Source organism: Mycolicibacterium sp. HS_4_1 (assembly GCF_054515875.1).
Genome location: NZ_CM137261.1, coordinates 2,182,772 through 2,205,747, shown reverse-complemented (window position 1 = coordinate 2,205,747; position 22,976 = coordinate 2,182,772). Strand labels below are relative to the sequence as shown.

At 66.3% G+C, this 22,976-nt stretch carries 17 protein-coding genes and 1 pseudogene; 9 read left to right on the top strand and 9 right to left on the bottom strand.

Annotation, left to right across the window (positions count from 1 at the left end):
- Window positions 1-13: 13 nt before the first annotated feature.
- Window positions 14-1,549, bottom strand: coding sequence for a PucR family transcriptional regulator (locus ACX12F_RS10460; RefSeq protein WP_459370305.1), 1,536 nt, complete (start codon window positions 1,547-1,549; stop codon window positions 14-16).
- A gap of 147 nt (window positions 1,550-1,696) precedes the next feature.
- On the opposite strand from ACX12F_RS10460, the gene ACX12F_RS10455 reads away from it, so the two are divergent.
- Genes ACX12F_RS10455 through ACX12F_RS10440 form a run of 4 tightly spaced genes read left to right on the top strand, consistent with a single transcriptional unit; the run spans window position 1,697 to window position 7,520 of the window.
- Window positions 1,697-3,127, top strand: coding sequence for an aminobutyraldehyde dehydrogenase (locus ACX12F_RS10455; protein WP_459369493.1), 1,431 nt, complete (start codon window positions 1,697-1,699; stop codon window positions 3,125-3,127).
- A 60-nt stretch (window positions 3,128-3,187) separates the two neighbouring features.
- Window positions 3,188-5,131 (top strand): primary-amine oxidase, encoded by a 1,944-nt coding sequence (locus tag ACX12F_RS10450; RefSeq protein ID WP_459369492.1) that lies wholly within the window; start codon window positions 3,188-3,190, stop codon window positions 5,129-5,131.
- A gap of 3 nt (window positions 5,132-5,134) precedes the next feature.
- Complete coding sequence (locus ACX12F_RS10445; protein WP_459369491.1) at window positions 5,135-5,986, top strand: universal stress protein; 852 nt, start codon at window positions 5,135-5,137, stop codon at window positions 5,984-5,986.
- Complete coding sequence (locus tag ACX12F_RS10440; RefSeq protein ID WP_459369490.1) at window positions 5,979-7,520, top strand: APC family permease; 1,542 nt, start codon at window positions 5,979-5,981, stop codon at window positions 7,518-7,520. Before ACX12F_RS10445 ends, ACX12F_RS10440 begins: the two co-directional genes overlap by 8 nt.
- Before the next feature lie 320 nt (window positions 7,521-7,840).
- Here ACX12F_RS10440 and ACX12F_RS10435 read toward each other — a convergent pair whose 3' ends face one another.
- Window positions 7,841-9,862 carry a fatty acid desaturase gene (locus ACX12F_RS10435; protein ID WP_459369489.1) on the bottom strand — a complete coding sequence of 674 codons (2,022 nt, stop codon included), beginning with the start codon at window positions 9,860-9,862 and terminating at the stop codon, window positions 7,841-7,843.
- A gap of 120 nt (window positions 9,863-9,982) precedes the next feature.
- On the opposite strand from ACX12F_RS10435, the gene ACX12F_RS10430 reads away from it, so the two are divergent.
- From ACX12F_RS10430 to ACX12F_RS10415, 4 genes are all read left to right on the top strand, one after another.
- A complete protein-coding gene (locus ACX12F_RS10430) occupies window positions 9,983-10,996 on the top strand; it encodes a helix-turn-helix transcriptional regulator (RefSeq protein ID WP_459370304.1) in 1,014 nt (337 codons plus the stop codon).
- A 140-nt stretch (window positions 10,997-11,136) separates the two neighbouring features.
- The gene (gabT, locus tag ACX12F_RS10425) at window positions 11,137-12,477 is read left to right on the top strand and encodes a 4-aminobutyrate--2-oxoglutarate transaminase (RefSeq protein ID WP_459369488.1); all 1,341 of its coding nucleotides are present in this window, start codon (window positions 11,137-11,139) and stop codon (window positions 12,475-12,477) included.
- Window positions 12,474-13,928 carry an NAD-dependent succinate-semialdehyde dehydrogenase gene (locus ACX12F_RS10420; RefSeq protein WP_459369487.1) on the top strand — a complete coding sequence of 485 codons (1,455 nt, stop codon included), beginning with the start codon at window positions 12,474-12,476 and terminating at the stop codon, window positions 13,926-13,928. Before gabT ends, ACX12F_RS10420 begins: the two co-directional genes overlap by 4 nt.
- 76 nt (window positions 13,929-14,004) lie before the next feature.
- Window positions 14,005-16,572 carry an NAD-glutamate dehydrogenase domain-containing protein gene (locus ACX12F_RS10415; protein ID WP_459369486.1) on the top strand — a complete coding sequence of 856 codons (2,568 nt, stop codon included), beginning with the start codon at window positions 14,005-14,007 and terminating at the stop codon, window positions 16,570-16,572.
- Here ACX12F_RS10415 and ACX12F_RS10410 read toward each other — a convergent pair.
- The 3 genes and pseudogenes from ACX12F_RS10410 to ACX12F_RS10400 form a co-directional block, all read right to left on the bottom strand.
- Window positions 16,559-16,681: pseudogene (locus ACX12F_RS10410) on the bottom strand (VOC family protein); the annotation flags it as partial. The gene ACX12F_RS10415 and the pseudogene ACX12F_RS10410 overlap by 14 nt on opposite strands.
- A 75-nt stretch (window positions 16,682-16,756) precedes the next feature.
- The gene (locus ACX12F_RS10405; protein ID WP_459370303.1) at window positions 16,757-17,770 is read right to left on the bottom strand and encodes an agmatine deiminase family protein; all 1,014 of its coding nucleotides are present in this window, start codon (window positions 17,768-17,770) and stop codon (window positions 16,757-16,759) included.
- A gap of 11 nt (window positions 17,771-17,781) precedes the next feature.
- Window positions 17,782-18,762 carry a nitrilase-related carbon-nitrogen hydrolase gene (locus ACX12F_RS10400; RefSeq protein WP_459369485.1) on the bottom strand — a complete coding sequence of 327 codons (981 nt, stop codon included), beginning with the start codon at window positions 18,760-18,762 and terminating at the stop codon, window positions 17,782-17,784.
- A gap of 83 nt (window positions 18,763-18,845) precedes the next feature.
- Here ACX12F_RS10400 and ACX12F_RS10395 point away from each other — a divergent pair, with 83 nt between their 5' ends.
- On the top strand, window positions 18,846-19,460 hold the full coding sequence (locus tag ACX12F_RS10395; RefSeq protein WP_459369484.1) for a TetR/AcrR family transcriptional regulator C-terminal domain-containing protein: 615 nt from the start codon (window positions 18,846-18,848) through the stop codon (window positions 19,458-19,460).
- On the opposite strand, the gene prcA is transcribed toward ACX12F_RS10395, so the two are convergent.
- The 4 genes from prcA to dop all read right to left on the bottom strand — a co-directional run bounded on the left by prcA (window position 19,461) and on the right by dop (window position 22,880).
- Window positions 19,461-20,240, bottom strand: a complete 780-nt coding sequence (gene prcA / locus ACX12F_RS10390; RefSeq protein ID WP_459369483.1) for a proteasome subunit alpha — start codon at window positions 20,238-20,240, stop codon at window positions 19,461-19,463.
- Entirely contained in the window at window positions 20,240-21,106 is an 867-nt protein-coding gene (prcB, locus tag ACX12F_RS10385; protein ID WP_459369482.1) for a proteasome subunit beta, read from the bottom strand. The genes prcA and prcB overlap by 1 nt, the downstream gene beginning before the upstream one ends.
- Window positions 21,103-21,297, bottom strand: coding sequence for a ubiquitin-like protein Pup (locus ACX12F_RS10380; RefSeq protein WP_064986355.1), 195 nt, complete (start codon window positions 21,295-21,297; stop codon window positions 21,103-21,105). Before ACX12F_RS10380 ends, prcB begins: the two co-directional genes overlap by 4 nt.
- Before the next feature lie 74 nt (window positions 21,298-21,371).
- A complete protein-coding gene (gene dop, locus ACX12F_RS10375) occupies window positions 21,372-22,880 on the bottom strand; it encodes a depupylase/deamidase Dop (RefSeq protein WP_459369481.1) in 1,509 nt (502 codons plus the stop codon).
- Between the last annotated feature and the right edge of the window lie 96 nt (window positions 22,881-22,976).

The following is a 22,976-nucleotide window of genomic DNA, read 5'->3' as shown; positions in this document are numbered from 1 at the left end:
AGTCAGCCGGCGCTCAGTCGCCCGGTGTCCGCGCCAAGATCGCCAACAGCAGCTCGGCGCGGACCCGGGCGACCGCCAGATCGCAACCAAGCAGGGCCTCTGCGGTTTCGATGCGCTTGCGCATCGTGTGCCGATGGACGCCGACCGCCGCGGCCGCGGATTCCCAGTGGCCGTTGGCTTCCAGGTACGCACGCAACGACGTGAGCAACCCCGTACCGAATTCGGCGTCATGGTCGAGGACGGGAGTCAGCACCGCCGCACCGAGCGCGACCAGCACCTCCCGGCTCTCGCCGAACGCCAGCAGCGTGCTGCCTGCCATCGCGGAGAACTCGAGCGGAGGCCGGCCGCATTCTGCGACCGACGCCGCCAGCCGGGCGCTGTCGACGGCCTCGGCCAGTTTGGCCAGCGGCAGAATTCCGCTGAGCCCCATACGGATGGTGCGGCGCCGCGATGGATCGATCCGGGCAGCCAGCGCGGCCGCAATCTCCCCGGCGTCCGCTCCCGGCAACAACACCGCCAGCCAGTTGTCGGCGCAATGAACGAAGGTGGGCTGACCGGCCTGGTCCAGCTGATCCAGAATTGCCGCGCCCACCTTCTTCAACAGTTGTGCGGTATCAGCTTCGGCGCCCGAGTCCGAATCGGCCGCAGCGACCAGCGCCCTGATCCGGCCCCGCGGATCGGCCGCGTGAGACAGTTGCGCCCAGGCCGGCTCCAGGTTGGACACACCGGTGAGAATGAGTCCCAACGCCTGCTCGTTGAGTCGCTGCTGCGCCTCCTTCAGTCGCACCGGTTTCTCGAAATCCAATGCGAGCAACGAGTTTGCGTGCCCCAGCAGCACCTGATCGACCGGACTCAGGGCCGTCTCGCTGACCACCCCGAGAACCCCGTGCGAACGGCCCCCGACGCGGATGGACTGCTGCGCGACGGTGACGCCCTCCGCCAGCACCGCGACGGCCGACGCAGCCCCCGGCTCGATCGCATCGCGCACCAGGTTGACGGTGGTGACGTTGAGATTGTGTGGGTGGGATGCGATCACCGTGCCCGACGGATCCAGCACCACGACGCTGGCCCGCAAGGCCCGGCCCAGTTCGGCGGCGACCTCTTGAGGGCCGCCGCTGACGACCGCCCGGGTGATCCGCGGCTGCGCCCGGGACGCACGCAGCACCGCGTCATACTGCAGCGCGGCGATCCGCGAACTGACCCGCTGCACAATGGCCGCAAACGGCGTCCGCAAGGGAATTTCCAACAGCGGTAGCCCCAGCTCCTCTGCGGCGGACACCAATTCTTCGGGCACCTCGTCGAAGGTCAGACCGATACCGAATCCGACTCCGGCAACTCCACTTTCATGTAGCAGTTGGAGATAGCGCCGTCGGTCGCGCGCACCCGGCGGCAGACCGATGCCGGTGGTGAGCACCAGCTCGCCACCGGACAGCCACTTGGCCGGATCAGCCAACTCTGTGGTCAGCACCAAGCTGATCTCACTGCCGAGGCCGGCCGCACCCCCGCGCAGCCGGACCCGCAGATCAGCTTGGTCCAGCACCCATCGCACCGGAACCGTCACCGGGATGAATGTACAGAATGTCGAAAAAACCCGCCAAAAATCCCCGAATTGTCCGATGCTCAGCGGTGTGTCCTGGCGCACACTGAGGCCGCCAGACACGTGACGATCTTCCCAGCAAGAGAGCGACGGTACGAGATGCCCGACGGACTTCTACAGAACTACATCGACGGACAGTTCGTCGATTCGTCGTCGTCGGAGACCATCGACCTGATCAGCCCGGTGGACGGCTCGGTGGTGGGACAGGCACCCGTGTCCAACCGCGCCGACGTGGATGCCGCAGTGGCCGCTGCCGAGCGTGCGTTCGCCACCTGGGGTAAGACCACGCCGAGCGTGCGCCAACAGGCCCTGCTGAAGCTCGCCGACGCGATCGAGGCACACAGCGACGAGATCGTCGAGGCGCAGAGCCGCAACACCGGCCAGCTCAAGGCGATGATCGCCGCCGAGGAAGTCGCGGTGAGCGCCGACCAGGTCCGCTTCTTCGCCGGGGCCGCCCGCATGGTCGAGGGGCTGTCCGCCGGCGAGTACATGGAGGGCTTCACCTCCTATGTGCGGCGCGAGCCGATCGGCGTCGTAGGTCAGGTGACCCCGTGGAACTACCCGTTCATGATGGCCATCTGGAAGATCGGCCCGGCCCTGGCCACCGGTAACACCGTCGTCCTCAAGCCGAGCGACACCACGCCGGAAAGCACGCTGGTGCTGGCCCGGATCAGCAAGGGCATCCTGCCCGACGGCGTGTTCAACGTCGTACTGGGCACCGGCGCGACAGGCGCCGAACTGGTCGACCACCCGGCGCTCGGTCTGGTGTCCATCACGGGGTCGGTGCGGGCCGGTATCGCCGTGGCCTCGGCCGCTGCCCAGCAGCTCAAGCGCAGCCACCTCGAACTCGGCGGCAAGGCGCCCGCGGTGGTGTTCGGTGACGTCGACATCACCAAGGCCGCAACCGGAATCGCCCAGGCCGCGTTCTTCAACGCCGGCCAGGACTGCACCGCGGCCACCCGGGTGATCGTGCACGAATCGATCCACGACCAGTTCGTCGACGCGCTCGTCGAGGCCGCGCACGCCCTGCGCCCCGGCCTGCCCGATGATGCCGACGCGTTCTACGGGCCGCTGAACAATGTCAACCACTTCACCGCAGTGAGCCAGAAGATCGCCGCGCTCCCGGAGCACGCCAACATCGTCACAGGCGGAAAGCAGGCGGGCGACAAGGGCTTCTACTTCGAGCCGACCATCATTACCGGGGTACGACAGGACGACTCCATCGTCCAGGACGAGACCTTCGGGCCCATCCTGACGGTGCAGCCGTTCAGCTCCGACGAGCAGGCCATCGGCCTTGCCAACGGCGTCCGCTACGCCTTGGCCTCGAGCGTGTGGACCAAGGACCACGCAACTGCTGAAAAATTCAGCCGGGCACTCGATTTCGGTGCGGTGTGGGTGAACTGCCACATCCCGCTGGTGGCGGAGATGCCGCACGGTGGCTTCAAGTACTCCGGTTACGGCAAGGACCTGTCGATCTACGGCGTCGAGGACTACACCCGGATCAAGCACGTCATGAGTGCCCACGACTGATCCCTGCCCTTCACTCCGCCCGCCGACTCGAACCCACCCTGCCGAACAGGAGCCTTCTCGATGACTGACACTTTCCATCCGCTCGACCCACTGACCGCACCCGAATTCGCCAAGGTCACCGAAATCCTCGCGACCGCGCACGGTGTCGGGGACGGCTGGCGGTACACCTCCATCGAGATGGTCGAACCTGCCAAGGCAGAGGTCGCGGCCTTCGACGCCACCGGCATGGTTCCGGATCGGCGTGCGCTGGCCACGGTGCTCGACACGTCGAACAACCGGACCTACAAGAGCGTGGTGTCGCTCTCGGCCGGGTCGGTGCTGTCGTGGGACCACATCCCGGGGGTGCAGCCCAACTTCACCGTCGATGAATGGGAAGAGGCCGACGAGGTGCTGCGCAAGCACCCGGAAGTCATTGCGGCCCTGGCCAAACGCGGGTTCACCGACATGGACCTGGTGTTCATGGACACCTGGACCTACGGCGACGTCGTGATGCCGGAGAAGTACAAGGACCGCCGCCTGGGCTGGACCGACACCTGGGTGCGAGCCGCCGACGGCGCGAACCCCTACGCCGGTCCGGTCAACGGATTTCACTGCGTCATCGATATGAACACCATGGAACTGCTGGAGATCGAGGACACCTTCACCGTCGATCGCCCGGAGATGATGGGCGAGTACGTGCCGCAACACATTCCCGAGCGCATCCGCAACGCGGGTACCCGCGAGCCGTTACAGCCGCTGAACATCACTCAGCCCGAAGGGGTTTCGTTCACGCTCGAGGGCAATCTGCTCAAATGGCAGAACTGGTCGCTGCGCGTCGGGTTCAACTACCGCGAGGGCATGACGCTGCACGCCGTGAGCTACAACGACAACGGCAACGTGCGGTCGGTGGCCAACCGCATGTCGTTCGCCGAGATGATGGTCCCCTACCGCGATCACTGCACCGACCATTACCGCCGAACGGCTTTCGACATCGGCGAGTGGGGCATCGGCTTCATGACGACCTCGCTGGAGCTGGGCTGTGATTGTCTCGGCGAGATCCGGTACCTGGATGCCGTGCTGCACAACAGCAAGGGCGAGCCGTACACCATCAAGAACGCCATCTGCATCCACGAAGAAGACAACGCCGTGCTGTGGAAGCACGTCGACCACCATCACGGCGCAGAGGTGCGCCGCATGCGCCGGCTCACGGTGTCGTTCCACGTCACCGTCGCCAACTACGAGTACCTCACCTACTGGCGGTTCTACCAGGACGGCAACATCGAATGTGAGGTCCGCGCAACGGGGATCATGGTGGTGAGCAACTTCCCGGAGGGCCAGGCGCACCCGCACGGCACACTGGTCGACAACCGCACCTATGCGCCGTACCACCAGCACTTCCTGGTGGCCCGTCTCGACCTCGACGTCGACGGCACCGAGAACACGGTGTATGCCAGCGAGACCGAGATCGAGCCGATGGGACCGGACAACCCCTACGGGCTGTCGCTGCGGCAGCGCAACACCCCGCTGCGCACGGAGTCCGAAGGCAAGCAGGACATGAACTTCCAGACCCAGCGGGCGTGGAAAGTCGTGAACGACAACGTCCGCAACGGCATCGGCACCGCGCCGGCCTACAAGCTGGTTCCCGGCGGCGCCTTCCCGGCGATGTTCGATCCCGAGTCCCCGATCCTGGCCCGCTGCAGGGCCATCGAACACACCGTGTGGGTGACCCCCAACTCTCCCGATGAGCGTTGGCCCGCAGGCGAATTCGTCACGCAGAGCAGGGAAGACACCGGCTTGCCGATGTGGACCGAGGCCAACCGCTCGATCGAGAACACCGACGTGGTGCTGTGGTACGTGTTCGGCATCCACCACATCACGAGGCCGGAAGACTGGCCGATCATGCCGGCGGACACCGTCAGCTTCTGGCTCAAGCCGGTCGGCTTCTTCGACCGCAACCCCTCGATCGACGTGGCGCCGACGCCGCCGAAGGCGTGCCACATGCCCACCGGATGTGAGGAGAGCTGACCCGTGAGCACCCCGCGTATTGCCGTCGCGTACCTCGCCACACCAGGCGGTAACGACGCCGTGGCCGTCGGCGAGCAGCTCGCCCACACGCTCGGCGCAGAGATCGACCTCTGCATGGTGCTGCCCAGCGAGCGACCGGCGCTGGCTGCGATCCCCGGCAACGTGCTGCTACGGGAAGCGGAGGGCTGGCTTGCCGCCGCCGCGGCCGGGATCCGCAATGACATCACGGTGACCACACACCTGAGCTTCGACGAGTCCAGCACGGCAGGCCTGATCGCGGCGGCAGAGGCCGTGGGAGCCGAAGCACTGGTGGTGGGCGGCGCAGGCGGCGGCATCGCCGGTTCGTTGTCGTTGGGATCGGTGGTCAACGACCTGGTCCATGCGTCTCCGATTCCCGTGGTCATCGCGCCGCGCGGCGCGCGCCTGACTCGCAACGAACGGATTCGGGAAGTCACCTGCGCGGTCGGCACCCGGCCCGGCGCCGACGCGCTGCTGAATTCCGCTTTGCGGCTCTGCCGCGACACCCAGACACCGCTGCGCCTGGTATCGCTCGTCGCCGTCGACAACTCCGACGATCTGGAGCTGGCACAGAAACACGCCCAAAACGCCCTCGATCAGGCGAGGTCAACTCTGCCGGAGGACATTCCGGTCACCTCGCGCGTTGCCTCCGGCCCCACCGTCGAAGACGCCGTCAACAAGCTCGGCTGGCATGACGGCGACGTGATCATGGTGGGGTCCAGTCGGCTGGCCCAGCCGCGCCGGCTGTTCCTCGGCTCGACCGCGGCGAAAATGCTGCGCGTCCTGCAGGTTCCGATGATCGTGGTTCCGAAAGATGAAGGGGCTGATAGTGACTGAACAACTGGCCGACACCGACCTGGCCCGCGTCGAGCGGGAGGAAGGTCTGGTCGCCAAGGGCCTCGCGGCAGGCCGCATCGGTACCTTCACCGGAGCCATTCTCGGTATCTCCACCGTGGCACCCGGATACACCCTCACCGCCAGCATCGGGCTCATCGTCGCCGCGGTCGGGCTCAAGATGCCGGCCATCCTCATCGCCGGTTTCATCCCCATGTTCCTGACGGCGTACGCGTACCGCGAGCTGAACTCGCGGGCACCCGACTGCGGCGCCTCCTTCACTTGGTCCACCAAGGCTTTTGGCCCGTATATCGGCTGGATGTGCGGCTGGGGCATGGTGATCGCCACCATCATCGTGCTGTCCAACCTCGCCTCGATCGGCGTCCAGTTCGGCTATGAGTTCCTGGGCAAGGTGCTGCACAACGAAAAGCTCGCCACACTCTCGGCCGACAATGTCTGGGTCAACATCGGCTCCACCGTCGCACTGCTGGCCATCGCCACCTACATCTCCTGCCGCGGCATCACGACCAGCGAAAAGGTGCAGTATGTGCTGGTCGGCTTCCAGATGATCGTGCTGGTCACGTTCGCGATCGTCGCGATCGTGCGGTCGGGTGGCACCGAAGGACACCTGAGTTTCGACATCGATTGGTTCGACCCTTTCACCGGACTCACGCTGAGCGCCTTCGTGATCGGGCTGATCGGCTCCATCTTCGCATTCTGGGGCTGGGATACCTGCCTGACGCTCGGCGAAGAATGCAAGGACCCGACCAAGGTCCCCGGCCGCGCCGGATTGCTCTGTGTGCTGTCGATTCTGCTGACGTACCTCCTCGTGGCGGTCGCCGTGATGATGTATGCGGGCATCGGCGATACCGGGCTGGGTCTTGGCAATAAAGACAACGCCGCCAACGTATTCGGCGCGCTGGCCTATCCGGTGCTGGGCGACTGGGGCGGGCCGCTGCTCCTGCTGGCGGTGTTCGCCTCGTCGATCGCCAGTTTGCAGACCACCGTGCTGCCGGCCGCGCGCACCATGCTGGCGATGGGTACGTACGGGGCTTTCCCGAAGAAATTCGCCCAGATCAGCCCGCGGACACTGTCTCCGGTGTACAGCACCGTCGTCGCCGGCGTTGTGACAGCCGCCTTCTACACCATCGTGACGCTGCTGTCCGAGCGCACGCTGCTGGATACCATTGCCGCCCTTGGCATCATGATCTGCTGGTACTACGGCATCACCGCGTTCGCGTGCGTCTGGTTTTTCCGCAAGGAACTGTTCCGGAGCCTGCACAACGTCATCTACAAGCTGACATTCCCGCTGCTCGGTGGCATCATGCTGCTCTCCGTCTTCGTGAAGTCGGTGCTCGTCAGTATGGACCCGACGGCCAGCGGCAGCGGCGCGGAGATCGGCGGCATCGGCCTGGTGTTCTACCTCGGCTTCGGCATCCTGCTCTTCGGGGCCATCCTGATGCTCGTCATGCGCACCGTCCAGCCGGCGTACTTCCGGGGCGAGACGCTCACCATGGATACGCCGCCACTGCCCTGATTCGGTTCGACGTGCCCCGTCATGCTTCGGCATGACGGGCGCGTTTCGTGTGAGAGGCAATTCCCTGTACCCGTTGACCCTGCAACCTGGGCGCAAAAGGCCGAGTAACCGTGTACGTGGGTACCGGATCAACACCGACGCAGACAAGTACCTCGCTTCAATGACGATGCACTGCAAGCCATCCCGATTGAAGCGAGGTATCTGTTTCGGGGGTTGGATGTCCCTGGCTTCTATAACCACCGGCAGTTCACCACCACGATTGAACTCAGGGCGATCCGCAAGTCCCCTGACCCACGATGCGCCGCGACGTTACTACCCCGTCAGCCGTCGTAGTCGACCGACACCGCCGCGCTGGTCGGATGCGACTGACAGGTGAGGATGTAGCCGGCTTCGAGGTCATCGCGGCCGAGGGCGAAGTTCTGCTCCATCTCGACGGTGCCGTCGAGCAACTTGGCTCGACAGGTACCGCACGCGCCGCCCATGCATGAGTAGGGCGCGCTGCTGCCCGTTTGCAGTGCGCCTTCCAAGATCGTTTCGCCGGCCTGGAGGCCGAAAGCCTGCGTCTTTCCGGACAATTGGAAGGTGACAGTTGCGGCCTGGTAGTCGCGTGCGGGCGCGTCGGTGCGGCCGAAGCCGGTGAACAACTCCAGATGGATCCGCTCCGGGTCGACACCACGCTCTATCAACGTCTCGCGTGCACCGGTCGACATCGCGGCGGGGCCACACAGGAACCACTCGTCCACCGTGTCCGGACGAAGGTCGGTCGTGAGCCAGCCAGTCAGGCGGTCCGCATCGATGCGCCCCGACAGCTCCGCGATGTGCCGCGGTTCGCTCGACAACACATGCCGGATTTCGAGGCGGTCGGCATAACGGGATTCGAGACGGTCGAGCTCGGCATGGAACATCGTCGACTCTCTGGTGCGGTTGCCGTAGATGAGGGTGAAGCGACTCTCGGTTTCGAGCTCCATGACGGTCGCCAGGATCGACAGCACCGGGGTGATGCCGCTGCCCGCCACCAGACCCACGTAATGCTTGCGATGCAGCGGATGCAACACGGAACTGAAACTGCCGGCCGGGGTCATCACGTCGAGTACATCGCCGGGCTGGAGCCGGTCGGCCACGAACCCCGAGAACACTCCTCCCGGAATGTGTTTCACCGCGATCCTCAACTGCGCCCGGGTGGCCGGCGCACAGATCGAGTAGCTGCGGCGCACCCCTTCACCGCCCAGGTCGGTGCGCACCGAGACGTGCTGGCCCGGTTCAAAGCGGAACTGATCCTGCAGCGCCTCGGGAACGGCGAAGGTCACCAATGTGCTGTCGGCGGTGATCGGGTCGACCGCGGCCACCGGAATCCGATGGAACACCGCATGCGGGGAACTCGAGCGCGCCGGCATCCGCACCGGCAGCAGTCGACCGAGGTTGCCGTTCAGTTGCTTCCACTCCCGGAACTGGTCGGAGTTGAGCTCCTGCCCGAACACGGTGGAAATCGCGGCGCCCCGGTCCAGGTACGCCTCCTCGTTGCGGCGCCAGGTCTTGGTGTACCGGTAGAAGGGCACCGACGGATGCAGGTGGTGCACCAGGTGGTAGTTCTGCGACAGCATCAACGGCGTGTAGAGCCACTCCATGCCGACGCGGGTTCGGGTCGCCCGGTAGCGGTCGCTGCGTTGGGTGTCCTCGAGGCCGTGGTGCGGCATCCAGTCGAACCACCACGCCAGGACAACAACCGCGATCCGCTGCGGGATGATGAAGACGACGGCCAGCGTCCACAAGTGGCCCGACATCGACGCGACGATCAATCCGGCCACCGAAATGGTCACGCACGCCAAGGTTTCGACGACCTCCGCCTTCGGGCGACCACGTAACTTGCGGATCAGATAACCGCCGTAGGACACGTCGAGCAATGCCCACCGAAGCGGCAGCTGCCACGCCGGCCCATGGGAGGCGAAGGTGTCCGGATCGTTCTCGTCGTCGTTCGAATGCCGGTGGTGCTCGATGTGAATGAACCCGAACGAGGGGAACGAGATCATCGGTTGGACGAACGGCACCGCCAACCGTCCGACCAATCCGTTGACCCAACGGGTGGAACTGATGGCGTAGTGGATGGCGTCGTGAGCGACGGTGAACATCGTGAAGGACACCACCGCGTTGACCACGATGGGGACCCATGTCGGCACGGCGCCGACAAGGTATGCGACGGTGGACGCGGCGAATGCCACTGCGCCCGCAAGAAACAGCGCGACCGTCGGCCACGCCAACTTGGGTACCTGCTCGCCCGGATCCGGCAGCGCCGTTCGCGCGGCGGTTTGACTGTCCGCCCGATCGACCACTTCAACTGGCGACATTCGACACTCCGTCTTCCGGGCAACCACCGTCGGTTGCGTCTCGGAGAAAACGCTACGGACGCCGGCCAAGCGATTGAATGTTCCAACGGGACGACGATTTGGTATTTTCGGACAGTGGGAATGACCCCGGTCTGGGCGGTGCCGCGGGGCACCGAAGGCGTCCGCATCATGGTGCAGGGCGGCATCGCGCATGGGATGACGCTCACGGAATGTCTCGCGGGTAGCGGACTGACCGAAGCTGGCCTCGATGACGAGAACGCCGAAATCTGGGCGCACCAGGAATTCGACGTGATCCGCAATCTCATTGCGGGACTTGGTGACAGACCGGGTGTCGGCATCGAGGTGGGATTGCATTCCACACTCGGGCGGGCCGGCTTGCTCGGCTTTCTGATCCTGGCCGGTCCCACCCTGCGACAGGGCGTAGAGCTGATCCTGCCCTATCTCGCGCTCTCCCCCACCCACCTGCGGTTCTCGGTGGAGACCGACGACGAATACGGCTACCTGGTGGGCGATGACAGTGAATTGCCCACGGATGTCAGGCCGTTCATCGTCGAGCGGGACCTCGCCGGATTCGTCGCCGCGACGCAGGGCGCGAACCTAGCGCTGACACCTGCGTGGGCGGAGACGACACTCGATGCCGACCGCGCCGCAAAGCTCGCAGAGCTGTGGCAGCTCCCTCAGTCCGCGGTACGTCACGGCCAACGCACGAACCGCGTCGCTGCCACCCATGAAGTTCTGAACATGCCGTCGCCACTCGCCGACGCGAACACGGCGCGCAAGCTCGAACAACAATGCCGAGACGTGCTCGAACGCCGGCTGTCTCGCGTCGGCGTCGCAGGGCAGGTCCGCAGCCGGCTGCTGCACAACCCCGGGGAACTACCGGCGATGCCCACCATCGCCGACGAATTGCACATCGATCCACGCACACTGCGCCGCCGCCTTGCGGCCGAGGGCACCTCCTACCGCTCGCTGCTCGATGAGGTGCGCCGCCAATTGGCCGTCGAACTGCTACAGCAGGATTTGTCGGTGGAGGAGGTCTCCCGGCACCTGGGGTACGCCGAAACGGCCAACTTCACCCACGCTTTCAAGCGCTGGGAAGGCACCGCACCGAGCTACTTCCGCAGATCGCGATAGTCGACCTTCACAGATGCGCCCAGCGGGCGACAAAGTGGAGCGCGGTAGCTGCGCCGATTCGACAATTTGGACATGGTCATCGCCGCTCGAACAGCCAAGAATCAGCAGTACACAAGCCGTTCGATCACCAGGAGCAACCGATGACCGACATCACCTATCGACTGGCGCAGAAGCGCAACATCGTCACCGCGCTGCCCGGTCCCCGATCGGCCGAAATGTCGGTGCGGCGGCAGGCCGCGGTCGCGGGCGGCGTGAGCTCCTCCGCCCCGGTCTACGCGGCGGACGCCGATGGCGGTGTCATCGTCGACATCGACGGCAACTCTCTCATCGATCTGGGCTCGGGCATCGCCGTCACGAGTGTCGGCGCATCGCATCCCGCTGTCGCTGCCGCCGTCGCGCAACAGGCAGCCCGGTTCACCCACACCTGCTTCATGATCACCCCCTACGAGGGCTACGTGGAACTGGCCGAGCGGCTCAATGCCATGACCCCCGGCGACCACGAGAAGCGCACCGCATTCTTCAACTCGGGCTCCGAAGCCGTCGAGAACGCCGTCAAGGTGGCGCGGCTGGCAACCGGCCGCCACGCCGTGGTTGCCTTCGACCACGCCTACCACGGCCGCACCAACATGACGATGGCGCTGACCGCCAAGGCCATGCCCTACAAGACCCAGTTCGGCCCGTTCGCGCCGGAGATCTACCGGATGCCGGCGTCGTACCCCTACCGCGACGGGCTCACCGGCGAAGCCGCGGCCAAGGCCGCCATCAGCCGCATCGAGACCCAGATCGGCGCCGCTTCTCTCGCGGCCGTGATCATCGAACCCGTTCAGGGCGAGGGCGGCTTCATCGTGCCCGCGCCGGGATTCCTTGCCACCCTGGTTGATTGGTGCAAGGCCAACGGCGTTGTATTCATCGCCGACGAGGTGCAGACGGGGTTCGCCCGCACCGGAGCGTGGTTCGCCTCCGAGCACGACGGCATCGTCCCCGACATCATGACCCTGGCCAAGGGCATCGCCGGCGGCATGCCGCTGGCCGCCATCACCGGGCGTGCCGAACTGTTGGACGCCGTGCATCCCGGCGGCCTGGGCGGCACGTACGGCGGCAACCCCGTGGCCTGCGCCGCGGCACTGGCCACCCTCGACGCCATGGCAGAGATGGACCTGCCCGCCCGGGCCCGCGCCATCGAAGCCTCGGTACTGCCCAAGTTGCAGGCCCTGCGCGACACCGGGGTGGTCGGCGACGTCCGCGGACGTGGCGGCATGCTGGCGGTCGAAATCGTCAAACCGGGAACCACTGACCCTGACCCAGTACTCACCAAAGCCATTGCGGCAGAAGCGTTCAAGCGCGGCGTCATCATCCTGACCTGCGGCTCATACGGCAACATCATCCGGCTGCTCCCGCCGCTGGTGATCAGCGACGAGCTGCTCGAAGAAGGCATCGCCGTGCTGGGCGACATCGTGCGCGAAATGGCGGCAACCCGATGATCGACCGCGCCACGCTACTGGAGTCCATGCCCACCGAACTGTGGCTCGGCGGCCTGCAGGTGCCGGCGTCCACGGGAGCACGGTTCGCCGTGCACGACCCGGCCACGGGCGCCGTCCTCATCGAGGTCGCCGACGCCGCGCCCGCCGACGGTGCCCGCGCCCTCGACGAGGCCGTTGCCGTGCAGGCCTCGTGGGCCGCCACCCCGGCCCGCCAACGTGCCGAAATCCTGCGCCGCGCGTGGGAACTGGTCATGGAGCGTCGCGACGACTTCGCCCTGACCATGACGCTGGAAATGGGAAAACCCTTGGCGGAGAGCCAGGGCGAGGTGAACTACGGCGGCGAGTTCCTGCGCTGGTTCGCCGAAGAAGCGGTCCGGATCAACGGCCGCTACACCCAGTCCCCCACCGGTAACGGCCGCATCCTCGTGACCAAGCAGCCCGTCGGTCCCACCTTGGCGATCACACCGTGGAACTTCCCATTGGCGATGGGCACCCGCAAGATCGGGCCGGCGCTGGCAGCCGGCTGCACCATGATCGTCAAGCCCGCAGCCGAGACGCCGCTCACCATGCTGCTGCTGGGCCAGGTGTTCGCCGACGCCGGCTTGCCCGCCGGTGTGCTGTCCATCCTGCCGACCACTGACGCCGCCGGCCTGACCGGACCGCTGCTGGCGGACCCGCGACTGCGCAAGCTGACTTTCACCGGCTCCACCGGTGTCGGACGAAAATTGTTGGGGCAGTCCGCCGATCGGGTGCTGCGCACCTCGATGGAACTCGGTGGCAATGCTCCGTTCGTGGTGTTCGACGATGCCGATCTGGACGCCGCGGTCGACGGTGCCATGGCCGCCAAGATGCGCAATATGGGTGAGGCCTGCACCGCCGCCAACCGCATCCACGTCGACAACGCGGTGCGTGCCGAGTTCACCGAAAAACTCGCCGCGCGCATGGCGGCGCTGACCACCGGCCCGGGCGATCAGACCGGCAGCCAGGTCGGTCCGCTCATCACCGCCAAGCAACGGGCCACGGTCGACGAATTGGTGCAGGACGCCGTCAACAAGGGCGCCACCGTCGCCACCGGCGGCAAACCCGTCGAGGGCGAAGGCTTCTTCTACCCACCGACCGTGCTCGCCGACGTGTCGTCCGACGCCCGCCTCCTGCGCGAGGAAATCTTCGGACCGGTTGCCGCGATCATCGGATTCGACGGCGAGCAGGCCGGCATCGATGCCGCGAACGACACCGAATACGGCCTGGCAGCATATGTCTACACGCAGGGCCTGGACCGTGCGCTGCGGGTCGCGGAGTCGATCGAGGCCGGCATGGTGGGCGTCAACCGTGGCGTCATATCCGATGTGGCCGCGCCGTTCGGCGGCATCAAGGAATCCGGCATCGGCCGTGAAGCCGGCAGCGAAGGTATCGAGGAGTACCTCGAGACCAAGTACATCGCCCTTCAGTAATTGCGCTGCAATGGCTTCCGCCGCCCTTCATCCACATTCGCAGACCTCCAAGTAAATAGACCGGAGTAGTCCTCCCATGCAGAATTCCGCTGCCCGGGTGTCTTTCGACGCCGACGGGCTGAACAACCACGCCCAAATCCAGTGGCCCGGCCATCCGCCGTTCCTGGCCGACGTCTGCGCCATGTTCGAATCTTTCGGCCTGCGCGTCGCCTCCTATCACCACTGCGGCGACGCCGGGCACTGCTACGAGTTCGGCGACCTCTCGCTCTCTGCCTCGACACGTGACCTGGTCGCGCAGGCATGCGAGGCCGCCATCGCGGGGCGCTGGAACGTCGACCGGTTCGCCATGCTCATCGCCGCGGCCGGCATCGACTGGCGCCGGGCTGTCCTGATCCGCGCGGCGTGCCGGTTCGTCCGGCAGACGGGACTGGGGTTCTCCGAGGACTACATCGTGGAATCCCTGGTCGCCGCACCCGAATTCGTCAATGCGCTACTGGCATTGTTCGACGCCCGGTTCAACCCGGACGCCACCGCGGACATCGAGCAGGCGGATCGAGAAGTCACCGCTCTGGTGGATGCCGCGGCCTCGCTGGATGACGACCGGATCCGACGGGCTCTGCACGCATTCGTCGCTGCGACGTTGCGCACCAACTGGTTCCAGGTCGGGCCCGACGGCCGCTCCAAGGACTACGTGTCGTTCAAGATCGACTCATCGCGGCTGTCGATCACGGGACCCGTTGTCCCCTATCGCGAGATCTTCGTGCACTCCGACACCGTCGAGGGCGTGCACCTGCGCAGTGGCGCCATCGCCCGCGGCGGGCTCCGCTGGTCCAACCGCGCCGAGGACTTCCGCACCGAGGTGCTGGGCTTGATGAAGACGCAGGCCGTGAAGAACGCCCCGATCGTGCCGACGGGCGCCAAGGGCGCCTTCGTCTTGCGTTCTGCCACTGTCGATCCCGCTGACGGCTACCGCACCTTCATCCGCGGTCTGCTCGATGTCACCGACAACATCGTGGACGGCACCATCCGCCATCCCGACCGCACCGTGTGCCCTGACGGGGACGACGCCTATCTCGTGGTCGCCGCCGACAAAGGCACCGCCACGTTCTCGGACCTGGCCAATGCCATTGCCGCGGAATACGGCTTCTGGCTCGGCGACGCCTTCGCGTCGGGCGGGTCGGCCGGATACGACCACAAGGCCATGGGCATCACCGCCCGTGGCGCCTGGCTGTCAGTACGCCGGCACTTCGCCGAGGCCGGTCATGACATCGACGTCGAGCCATTCACCGTCGCCGGCATCGGCGACATGTCCGGGGACGTGTTCGGCAATGGAATGCTGTTGTCCCGCAACATCAAGCTGATCGCAGCTTTCGACCATCGACACATCTTCCTCGACCCGAATCCGGACCCGGCAGCCTCATATCAGGAGCGGTCACGGCTCTTCGCCCTCCCCCGGTCCAGCTGGCAGGACTACGACCCGGCGTTGATCTCGGTGGGCGGCGGCGTGTGGCCGCGCACCGCGAAATCGATCCCGCTGTCAGATCAAGCCCGGGTGAGCCTGGGCATCAAGACCGGCGAATGCACGCCCGACGAGCTGATCAGCGCCGTGCTGCGCGCGCCTGTCGACTTGCTGTGGAACGGTGGCGTCGGCACCTACGTGCGCGCCGACGACGAGACCGACGCCGACGCCCAGGACAAGGCCAATGATCGCGTGCGCGTCACCGCATCGCAGCTGCGCTGCAAGGTGATCGGTGAGGGCGGAAACCTCGGCCTGACGCAGCAGGCGCGTGTCGCGTTCGCACTGAACGGTGGCCGGGTCAACGCCGACTTCATCGACAACGCCGCGGGTGTCGCCACGTCCGACCTCGAGGTCAACCTGAAGGTCGCGCTGGACTCCGGCAATGTCGATACAGCCCTTCGCAATTCGCTGCTCGCGGGAGCAACGGACGATGTCGCCGCGCGGGTGCTGGCCGACAACGCGGACCAAATTCTGGCGATCAGCATGGCTGCGGCCGAAGCCGGCTCTCTGCTGGACCGGCACATCAGGCTCATCGCCAACCTGCAGGACGAGGCCGGCGTCGACCCCGACGTCGAAGGCCTGCCGTCGAAGCAGGAACTGGACCGGCGGCGCCTGGTCGGGCTGGGACTGACGCGACCCGAGATCGCCGTGCTGCTGGCGCAATCCAAGAATCTGGTGGCACAGGAGCTGTTGGCCTCCGACGTGCCGGACCACGAATTGTTCGTCGGCCGCCTGGAGCAGTACTTCCCGGCCACCATTGCCGAACAGGCTCGGAGCGAGATCGCGAACCACCCGCTGCGCCGCGAGATCGTCGCGACCTCGGTCGCCGGTGAGCTGATCAACCGCGTCGGCCCGGGCACCATCTATCGCATGCAGGAACGGCTCTCGGTGAGCACCTCCGACGTGGCGATGGCCTACGCGACGGTACGCGACATCCTCGATCTCGATGCCCTGTGGTCCGAGGTGTTGACGGGTAAGACCGATGAGAGCCAACGCATTCAGGCGTTACTGGAGATCCGTGAGCTGCTCGAGCACCTCACGTCGTGGGTGGTGCGCAACGGCGCGGGCAACCGTGATCGGGTGAGTGCAGCGGTCAGCCGGTTGATCGCCGTCAGCTCTTCTTGAGCTCCTCGGCGAACATCACGATGATGCCGCTGGGACCGCGGACATACGTGAGGCTGTAGACGTCCTCGTAGGTCGCCACGCCACGGAACGGATGGCAGCCGTGGCGAGCATGGCGATGCCGACGTCCTCGAGTTTGATGGCCATGCCGTGGCTGGTAATCAGCAGGGCCGCGGCCAAACTCGCCCTAGCTCAGGGCAGACGGCTGATGCTGCGTGATGCAGTGGATGCCGCCGCCCCGCTCGAACAGCGGCCGTGCATCGACACTGACCACTCGCCGGCCCGGGTATTGCTCGGCCAGGATCGCCGCCGCGTCGGCGTCGCGCGGATCGCCGAACGCACACGCGATGACGCCCCCGTTGACCACCAGGTGGTTGATGTAGCTGTAGTCGACGTAGCCCTCGGCGTCGGTCAGCAGGTCCGGCGCGGGCAGTTCCGCGATCTCCCAAGGCCGGCCCGCAGCGTCACAGGTGTCGGCGATCGCTTCGCGAATCTCCTTGCACACCAAGTGGTCCGGATGCGCGTCGGAGCGCTGGGCATGCACCAGCAGGCGCCCTGGTGAGGTGATGGCTGCCACGATGTCGACGTGCCCGCGGGTGCCGAAGCGCTCCGAGTCGCGGGTCAGGCCTCGCGGCAGCCAGACGGCGTGGGTGGCGCCGATGGTGCGGGCCAGTTCGGCCTCGACGTCGGCCTTGGTGGCGCCGGGATTGCGGCCGGGATCGAGTTGGACGGTCTCGGTGACCAGCACCGTGCCCTGCCCGTCGGCCTGGATACCACCACCTTCGTTGACCAGCGTCGAGTCGACCACCGGAACTCCCGCCCAACCGGCGACTGCGGCAGCGATTTTCGCGTCGCGATCCCAGCGCGCCCAGTCCTGGGCGCCCCATCCGTTGAACACCCAGTCGACCGCAGCCACCGAACCGTCGTCGGCGTGCACGAAGGTCGGCCCGATATCGCGCATCCAGGCGTCGTTCAGCGGCGCCTCGACGATGTCGACATCGGCGGACAGATAGCGGCGGGCGACCGCCATTTCGGCGGGGTCAACGACCATGGTCACCGGTTCGAACTCCAGCACCGCGTGCGCCACGGCCGCCCACGTCGAGCGGGCTTCGTGCTGTTCGGTCTCGTTGTCTCCCAACGAATAACCTGCCGATGGGAACGCCATCCACACCCTGTCCTGCGGTGCGCTCTCCGCGGGCATCACATAACAGGTCACTTCACCACCGCCGTGGCTACGTGGCCGGCGCCGTACGGACGCTGCGCGTCGACGGGCGCGGTCAGCGCACCGTAGCTCTCCGGCCGCCGGGTCAGCAGAAATGGGAACAGCTCCAGCCAGTCGCGGCGCTGGTCCAGGTCCAGGTCGGCGACCAGCACGGCCTCCTCGTCGCGCGGCGCCTGCACCAGCACCCGACCGTACGGGTCAGAGATGAACGACGAGCCGTAGAACGTCACGGCGCCCTCATCGCCGATTCGGTTGGGCACCACCATGAACAAGCCACTGTTGATGCCGTTGGCGACGATGACCTGTTGCCACAGCGGTTGCGTATCGAACGCTGGGAAGACCGGCTCGGACCCGATGGCCGTCGGGTAGACGACGATCTCGGCGCCGCCGAGCGAGTAGCTACGGGCCACTTCGGGGAACCATTCATCCCAGCAGGTCGGCATACCCAGCTTGGCGCCGAGCCCCTCAGGCTCGTAGACCGGGTACGGGTACTCGGCCGGGCCGGCCCGAAAATAGGTGTCCTCGTAGTAGCCCGCCGAGATCGGAATGTGCATCTTGCGGGTCCGGCCGACCAACTCACCCGACGGGGACACCAGGATCGCCGTGTTGAAGCCCAAACCGTCTGCCGCCGGTGCCTTTTCATACAACGAAGCGTGCACGAAGACGCCGTTGGCCTGAGCGGCCTCGGCGGCCAGCGCGAACGTCGGCCCCGCGAGCAGGTCTTCGGCGGTGTCGCCGGGGTTGGGGCCGGCAGGGGTATCGGCGGGGTACCGCAGCAGCGTGATCTCCGGCAGGCAGACCAGCGTGGCACCATCCCCGGCCGCCCGATCGATGCCGTCGCGCAGCACCTTGGCGAGCTCGTCAGCCTCGGGACGCCAGCGATGCTGCACCAGACCGACCCGCACCGGCGGTCGCGTCGACTCGGTACTGCGGGACAGCGACTCGGGCGCCGTGGCGGTCAGGGTGATCATCAGCTGGACTCCTAAAACGAATTTGATTCGTTTTATTGTGGCCCGGCTTACCCGCGCTTGTAAAGAGGTAGTAGAAAGATTCCATGGGCCGCCCCTCCAAACCGCTGCTTTCCACGGATCGCATCGCCGGCGCAGCAATGGATTTGGTCAACAAGACGGGCGGCTTCACCGTCCCGGAACTGGCCCGGGCCCTCAAGGTCAGCCCATCGTCGCTGTACAACCACGTCGCCGGGCGCGAACAGATCGTCGAGCTGCTACGCGAACGGGCGATGTCCGACGTCGCGCTGCCCGCCGACGACCCACACCGCCCGTGGACGGACGTCGCCGCCGACATCATGCGGTCCTACCGCCAGAGCTACGCGCGCTACCCGCGGCTCATTCCCCTGCTGACCTCGCACGCGGTAAACAGCGACCACGCCCTCACCATGTACAACGTCCTGGCCGTCGCGTTCGGCCGCGCGGGATTCGATCCCGCGGACACCTTGCGCGCCATCACCCTGATCGACGCGTTCGTGTTGGGCTCAGCACTCGATGTCGCCGCGCCCGACGAACCCTGGCAGCCCGGCGCCGAAGTCAGCCCGGAGTTCGCCGCCGCACTCGCCACCGGCAGCACCAAACCCGAACGCGCCGACGACGCCTTCGAATTCGGTATCGCGGTGCTGTTGCGCGGACTGACAGCCGTCCTGTCGTCCGAGTGATTACTCGGCCGCGTCGCCTTCGGGTTTGGCGTCCGGTTTGCTCTCGTCAGCGGCGGCCGGGCCCTCGTCCTTGGCTTCCGCCTCAGCCTTCGGCAGCACCGCGTCCAGCGCGGCGCCGGTGATCCGGCGGAACGCGCGGCGCGGGCGCTTGGCGTCGAGAATCGCCACCTCGAGCGTGGCCGCGCCCAGCACGCGGTCCGCGCCGGCACCGGCATGCAGCGCGTCGACGGCGATCTTCACCGCGTCGGCCAGGCTCAAGTTCTCCTCGTAGGAGTCGTTGAGTGCGGTGATGATCGGTTCCGTGGTACCGCCCATCACGACGAAATGAGGCTCGTCGGCGATCGAGCCGTCATACGTGATCCGGTACAGCTCAGGGGCTTTCGTCTCGCCGTGGTGCGCCACTTCGGCGACACACAGCTCGACCTCGTACGGCTTGGCCTGCTCGGTGAAGATGGTGCCGAGCGTCTGGGCGTAGACGTTGGCCAACTGGCGACCGGTGACATCGCGCCGGTCGTAGGCATAGCCCCGGGTGTCGGCGAACTGGATACCACCGCGACGCAGGTTATCGAACTCGTTGAACCGGCCGACGGCCGCGAAACCGACCCGGTCATACAGCTCACTGACCTTCTGCAGCGACCGCGACGGATTCTCCGCCACGAACAGCACGCCACCCTCATAGGCCAGCACGACCACGCTGCGACCCCGCGCAATGCCTTTACGTGCAAGCTCGGAACGTTCCCGCATCGCCTGTTCGGGCGAGATGAAATACGGAAAGCTCATCAGGCATTACCTCCCGCGCGGGTCCGGTTGGCGATGACTTCCCGGGCCAACGCGGCGATGCGCTCCTCCGTGACCTCTTCGGCACCGTCGGCGCCGAGAAGCACCGCGGTCGGGTATATGCCACGCGTCAGATCCGGTCCGCCGGTGGCCGAGTCGTCGTCGGCAGCGTCGTAGAGCGCCTCGATGGCGACCTTCAGCGCCGAATCGGCATCGCTCACATGCGAATACAGCTTCTTGATGGACGACTTGGCGAACAGCGACCCCGAACCCACCGACTGGTAGCCCTCTTCTTCGAAGTTCCAGCCGCCCGCGGCGTCGAAGGAGACAATGCGACCGGCATTGCCCGGATCGGAGTCATCCAGGTCGTAGCCCACCAGCAGCGGCAGTGCGACAAAACCCTGCATCGCGGCGCCGAGATTGCCACGCACCATGGTGGCCAGCCGGTTCACTTTGCCGCGGAAGGTCAGCGGCACACCTTCGACCTTCTCGTAGTGCTCCAGCTCGACCGCGTACAACCGCGCGAACTCCACCGCGATGGCCGCGGTACCGGCGATACCGGTCGCCGTGTAGTCATCGGCGATGTGTACCTTCTGCACGTCGCGACTGGCGATCATGTTGCCCTGAGTGGCCCGCCGGTCCCCCGCGATCAGCACACCGCCGGGGTACTTGATCGCGACGATCGTCGTACCGTGCGGCAGATCGGAACCGGGCCGAACATCACCCGCTGAAGCCCAGTTGCTCCGCACGTCCGCGGCCGGCAGCAGGTGAGGTGCCTGCCGACTGAGAAAGTCCGAAAATGAGGACAGGTTCAGGTGCGGTGAGGTGACATCCAGTCGATCAGAGAAAGGCCCGAACGCTGGCGTCACTGGCCGCCCTTTTGGACGTACGCGCGCACAAAGTCCTCTGCGTTCTCTTCCAGCACGTCATCGATCTCGTCGAGCAGGTCGTCGGTGTCCTCAGCGAGCTTCTCGCGACGTTCCTGACCTGCGGCAGACGGGCCGGAGAGGTCGTCGTCCTCTCCACCGCCACCGCCGCGCTTGGTCTGTTCCTGAGCCATCGCCGCCTCCTGATTGCTCGATTACTAACTTCACACTACCGGTCCGTGCCCGGGTTCCCCGGGAACACAAGCCATTACGTCGTCAGCTGTTCCACCAACTCGGCCGCACTGTCCACGGAATCGAGCAACGCGCCGACATGTGCCTTGCTACCGCGCAGCGGTTCCAGCGTCGGAATCCGCACCAGCGACTCGCCGCCGAGGTCGAAAATCACCGAATCCCAGCTGGCCGCGGCGATGTCCGCACCGAACCGGCGCAGGCACTCGCCACGGAAGTACGCCCGGGTGTCGGTGGGCGGGTTGTCCACCGCGTCGAGCACCTGCTGCTCGGTGACCAACCGCTTCATCGAGCCGCGCGCCACCAGGCGGTTGTACAGCCCCTTGTCCAGCCGCACGTCGGAGTACTGGAGGTCCACCAGATGCAGGCGCGGGGCGTTCCAGCTCAGGTTCTCACGCTGCCGGAACCCCTCCAGCAGGCGCAGCTTGGCCGGCCAGTCCAGGATTTCGGCACATTCCATCGGATCACGCTCCAACAGATCCAGAACATGCGCCCAGGTCTCGATGACATGGTTGGCGCGCGGGTCCGGGTCGCGCCGCTCCTGCAACTTGGCCACCCGGTCCAGGTAGATGCGTTGCAGCGCAAGGCCGGTGAGTTCGCGGCCGTCCGCCAGTGCCACCGTCGCGCGCAGCGACGGATCCCGGCTGATGACGTGCACCGCGTGCACGGGGCGAGCCAGCGCCAGGTCGGACAGCTCGATGCCCTCGGCGGCCCCGAACTCGATCAGGTCGAGCACCAGCGACGTGGTGCCCACCTTCAGATACGTGGATGTCTCGGCCAGGTTGGCGTCACCGATGATGACGTGCAGCCGGCGGTATTTGTCGGCGTCGGCATGCGGTTCGTCGCGGGTGTTGATGATGCCGCGCTTGAGCGTCGTCTCCAGGCCGACCTCGACCTCGATGTAGTCGGCGCGCTGGGTCAGCTGGAAGCCCGGCTCATCCCCCGACTGCCCGATGCCGACGCGGCCCGAACCGGTGACGACCTGACGGGACACGAAGAACGGCGTCAGCCCGGCGATCACCGAGTTGAAGGGCGTCTGCCGACTCATCAGGTAGTTCTCGTGCGTGCCGTACGACGCACCCTTGCCGTCGACGTTGTTCTTGTACAACTGCAGCTTCGCCGCCCCGGGCACGCTGGCCACATACCGGGCAGCGGCTTCCATCACCCGCTCGCCGGCCTTGTCCCAGATGACCGCGTCCATCGGGTCGGTGACCTCGGGAGCGGAGTACTCCGGGTGCGCGTGATCGACATACAGCCGGGCGCCGTTGGTGAGGATCATGTTGGCGGCGCCGATCTCGTCGGCGTCGACGATCGGTGCCGGTCCCGTGGAGCGGCTCAGGTCGAAACCACGGGCGTCGCGCAGCGGGGACTCGACCTCGTAGTCCCACCGCGTGCGCTTGGCCCGCTGGATGCCGCTGGCCGCCGCGTACGCCAGCACCGCCTGGGTGGACGTGAGGATCGGGTTCGCGGTCGGATCCGACGGCGATGAAATGCCGTATTCGACCTCTGTTCCGATGATCCGTTGCATGCCGCACAGCGTAGACGGACTGGCGATGCGTGGGCCCGACAGGCCGGAGCCGAGCCCCAGCGAGAAAGCCGTCCACGCACACAGCCGGGTGTCCGT